The organism is Chryseobacterium sp. SN22, assembly GCF_008329705.1.
Taxonomy (GTDB): Bacteria; Bacteroidota; Bacteroidia; order Flavobacteriales; family Weeksellaceae; genus Chryseobacterium.
On the sequence record NZ_VTSX01000054.1, the window covers coordinates 1 to 3,187 of the forward strand.

Consider the following 3,187-nt stretch of genomic DNA (forward strand, 5'->3'; position numbering starts at 1 on the left):
AAATAGATTCAGATACCATAATTCTTGATTTACTTTCAAATTCTAAGAACTGTAAAATTATAAATAATTGATTTATAGAAATTTATAAAAGTGAAATTTGATGAATATGAGTAGTTAAATAAAATATTTAAGATTATTCTTTAATGCCGCACAATATCGTGTGGCTTTTTTTAAAAAAAGATGAAGGTATTATAGCATTTTAAAATGTTTGGTTTTTTAAAAAGATCTCTACACGAAAGGATTTGTGCGGTCGCAAAGGTCAAATTGTTTATAATGCTATTAAACCATATTTAAAATAAAATGAGAAAAATAATTACTTTATTTATTGTTTTTACAACAGTAATACTAAAGTCTCAGACAAAAAATGAGAATACTCTATTCAATGCAAAATGCGCTATTGGAGAAGTAAGTTCTGAAGAAAGAAATTGGAAACTGAAAAAGAAAGATATTGATGATGTTGTGAATCTTTCTTTAAAATCTCAAGAAATAAAAAGTTTAGTAACACTGGATTTAGCATATACTAAATCCAATTGTGAAATTACTGTAAATAATTTACTTTATAATAATAAGAAATACACGGTTGTATTAAATGCAGGAAATTATATCACACTGTTTGATGGAAAAAAACGTAAGTTATATGGATGTGATGATGTTAAGTGCAATAAATATTTTCCTATTCTCAAAGAAAATCCAAATGCAAGTATTTTCAATAAAAGTGAAATACAGTACTCAACTGAGGTTAACGGGAAAAAAATATATATAAATGAGGAAAACTGCATTTTCATATATCAAAAAAATAAAGAAATATTTAATAATTGTGTGGAAGATGTAGATGTTTCTATTAATAAAAAAAATATAGATAGAAATGTGCTTTCATTAATATATGCCAGTGGAAGTCACTTTTTATTTGTTGATTATGTTTTTGATAAGAATAATAAAGTAAAATCAAAGAAGGTTTCTTATGTTATTTCTACGCCATCAGGGCAAAAGACAAAAATGAAAAACATCGTCATCAACATTGATGATTTTGATTTTGAAAAAATTATTGAAAAATATTTTAATAATTAAGGTTCTTTTTGCTGCCGCACGAATCCTTTCGTGTGGCTTTTTCTTTAAATATCATTCTCTGAAATGGTATTATTTTTTATCTTTATAAAAACAGACCATGATGAGTAGAAATTACAAATTTCATAATCCGGAAGGTTTGTATTTTATAAGTTTTGCTGTTGTAGGATGGCTTGATGTACTTTATAAGAAATGAATACAAAGAGATTCTTTTGGAAAGTATAAGATTCTGCCAAAAAAATAAAAGGCTAGAAATACATACCTGGCGCATCATTTCCAGCCATGTACATTTGGTTTTAGAAGTATAAGCGGACAAAAACCGGAGCTTCTTATCGGTGATTTAAAAAGATTTACTGGCAAAGCAATGGTACAAGCCATCAAAGAAAATCCTAAAGAAAGCAAAAGAAATTCCGGCTGGATTTCTTTCTTAAAGAAGGTTCAAAAAGTTCAAATGTAAACCCATATCAATTTTGGAGACATGATAATAAACCGATTGAACTTTGGAGCAATCCCGTTATCCACCAAAAAATAAATTATATGCATCAAAATCCTGTGGAAGCCGGCTTGGTTTTCCGTGCAGAAGATTACAGACACAGCAGTGCTATAGATTATTCTGATGAAAAAGGACTTTTGGACAATGTTGTAGTTTTTAGAATGTTTGACATTTAAAGAGCGGCCACACGAAAGGATTCGTGCGGTAGCGGGGGGGAGCAATAATTGGCAAATCTGGAGTTACGGGTAATGCAGGAGGAACTAGAGGGCCACACCTGCATTTCGAAATATTAAATACAACATCATATCCTAAAGGCCTACCAAACAGAATGAATCCAGCATATTTTATAAAATTACAACCCATTAAAAATGATATACAAGATGAAGCCAAAAAGAAAAAACATTATTAGATTTATTTATTTTAAAATTTTAATTATAGGAATATTTTTATTTACTAATAGTCTTTTTTCACAAAATCGACAATTAAGGACCTGCTTTATAAATAGGAAATCAGTAATAATTAATAATATTTATAATATTGAGGGAAGTGTAAAAAATATTTCATTGTTAATGAAGAAGAAAGATTCTATTCTTAGAAATGGAAATGAATGTGGTGACTGGCTAGAGGAAGAACATAATATTTTATATGCAAATGATCTTGTAATCGAATTTAATAATAAAATATATGCTATTGATAAAATTTTATTTAGAAAAAATGGAAATAGCATACAGATAAATAAAAAATTTATTATTGATCATACATATTCCATTGATATGTTTGAAAAAGATTTTTGTAAAAAAATTATACAGGATAAAGAAACTAATAATGATCAGGTTAGTTATCAAGTGCCTTACAGTACAAATTCTTCAGATTCTTTTTGGAAATTTAAATTTAAAAATAAAAAGCTTATAGAAATACAATTTTTTAATCCATGCTAATAAAATTACTCCAAAGTTTTTAATTTCGGAGTTTTTATGAGATCCTTGTTAAAAAATTTAATGGTAGAATTTATTAATCATATCTACCAAAATCCTGTGGAAGCCGGTTTGGTTTTCCGTGCAGAAGATTACAGATACATCAGTGCTATAGATTATTCTGATGAAAAAGGACTTTTGGACAATGTAGTAGTTTTTAGAATGTTTGATATTTAAAGAACGGCCACACGAAAGGATTCGTGCGGTAGAGGGGCAACGGATTAAATTATTAAAATACAGAGTTTGGCCATTTAATTATTATTTAATAAAACTGTCTTAAGCGTTTTATTTTTGTAATCAAAAGTAGACTTTAATCTATATGAACGGAAGGAACTTATTTTGTCATTCATAAAAGTTGGAGGAAACTTAGCAAGATTGATAAGTCGTTTTAATTCCTTTGTTATTACTTCATTTTTTCCTTTTTCTATCTTAAATCTTGATAAATTATAATCTTTTTCTATAATAAAAGAAATTATAAAAACATTTTCTAATGGCATTTTATCATCTTTTAATAAGAGAAAATCAAACGAATTAGATAATTTATCAATTTTAAAATACACTAAATTATCATCAACGTTATATATTTTTTGTATTTTTTGAAAATCCTTTGATGGCGGTGGTGGTGGATTATTACCTCTTATTTCTTTCTGTCCGT

Annotated in this window: 5 protein-coding genes; 4 read left to right on the top strand and 1 reads right to left on the bottom strand. The window is 27.4% G+C overall.

From position 1 onward, the window contains the following. Positions 1-300 precede the first annotated feature (300 nt). From FY557_RS19900 to FY557_RS20245, 4 genes are all read left to right on the top strand, one after another. Entirely contained in the window at positions 301-1,068 is a 768-nt protein-coding gene (locus tag FY557_RS19900) for a hypothetical protein (protein WP_149248970.1), read from the top strand. A gap of 534 nt (positions 1,069-1,602) precedes the next feature. After that, complete coding sequence (locus FY557_RS20520; RefSeq protein ID WP_262713565.1) at positions 1,603-1,734, top strand: hypothetical protein; 132 nt, start codon at positions 1,603-1,605, stop codon at positions 1,732-1,734. A 393-nt stretch (positions 1,735-2,127) separates the two neighbouring features. After that, positions 2,128-2,496 (top strand): hypothetical protein, encoded by a 369-nt coding sequence (locus tag FY557_RS19910; RefSeq protein ID WP_149248971.1) that lies wholly within the window; start codon positions 2,128-2,130, stop codon positions 2,494-2,496. A 60-nt stretch (positions 2,497-2,556) separates the two neighbouring features. Next, the gene (locus FY557_RS20245) at positions 2,557-2,709 is read left to right on the top strand and encodes a hypothetical protein (protein ID WP_185151783.1); all 153 of its coding nucleotides are present in this window, start codon (positions 2,557-2,559) and stop codon (positions 2,707-2,709) included. Between the two features lie 74 nt (positions 2,710-2,783). On the opposite strand, the gene FY557_RS20250 is transcribed toward FY557_RS20245, so the two are convergent. Continuing rightward, positions 2,784-3,187: hypothetical protein (locus FY557_RS20250; RefSeq protein WP_185151784.1), on the bottom strand; the 404-nt coding region annotated here is incomplete at its 5' end.

Bases quoted from the DNA above. Each gene is read 5' to 3' on its own strand.
- FY557_RS19900 (WP_149248970.1), top strand. From the start codon at position 301: ATGAGAAAAATAATTACTTTATTTATTGTTTTTACAACAGTAATACTA.
- FY557_RS20520 (WP_262713565.1), top strand. From the start codon at position 1,603: ATGCATCAAAATCCTGTGGAAGCCGGCTTGGTTTTCCGTGCAGAAGAT.
- FY557_RS19910 (WP_149248971.1), top strand. From the start codon at position 2,128: ATGAAGAAGAAAGATTCTATTCTTAGAAATGGAAATGAATGTGGTGAC.
- FY557_RS20245 (WP_185151783.1), top strand. From the start codon at position 2,557: ATGGTAGAATTTATTAATCATATCTACCAAAATCCTGTGGAAGCCGGT.